The sequence below is a fragment of the Catenulispora yoronensis genome (assembly GCF_039531695.1).
GTDB classification, from domain to species: Bacteria; Actinomycetota; Actinomycetes; order Streptomycetales; family Catenulisporaceae; genus Catenulispora; species Catenulispora yoronensis.
Window position 1 is genome coordinate 1 of record NZ_BAAAQN010000231.1, and the last position, 551, is coordinate 551.

1 protein-coding gene is annotated in these 551 nt (G+C 56.8%); it reads left to right on the top strand.

What is annotated here, in order from left to right; genetic code table 11:
* Nucleotides 1-551: MFS transporter (locus ABD481_RS47015; protein WP_344672383.1), on the top strand; the 551-nt coding region annotated here is incomplete at both ends.

Consider the following 551-nt stretch of genomic DNA (forward strand, 5'->3'; position numbering starts at 1 on the left):
CCAGCATCATGATAATGTTCGTGCTGCTGTTCCTCTGCGGCTGGTTCCAGGGGATGGGCTGGCCGCCGTGCGGCCGGACCATGGTGCACTGGTGGTCGCAGAAAGAGCGCGGTGGGATTGTCTCGGTGTGGAACTGCGCGCATAACGTCGGCGGCGGCATTCCGCCGCTGCTGTTCCTGTTAGGGATGGCGTGGTTTAACGACTGGCACGCGGCGCTGTATATGCCGGCATTCGGCGCCATTCTGCTGGCGATTTTCGCCTTTGCGATGTTGCGCGACACCCCGCAGTCCTGCGGTCTGCCGCCGATTGAAGAATATAAAAACGACTACCCGGACGATTACAGCGAAAAGCACGAAGAAGAGCTGACGGCGAAGCAGATCTTTATGCAATACATTCTGCCGAACAAGCTGCTGTGGTACATCGCTATCGCTAACGTCTTCGTTTATCTGCTGCGCTACGGCATTCTCGACTGGTCGCCGACCTACCTGAAAGAAGTTAAACACTTCGCGCTGGATAAATCCTCCTGGGCCTATTTCCTGTACGAGTACGCG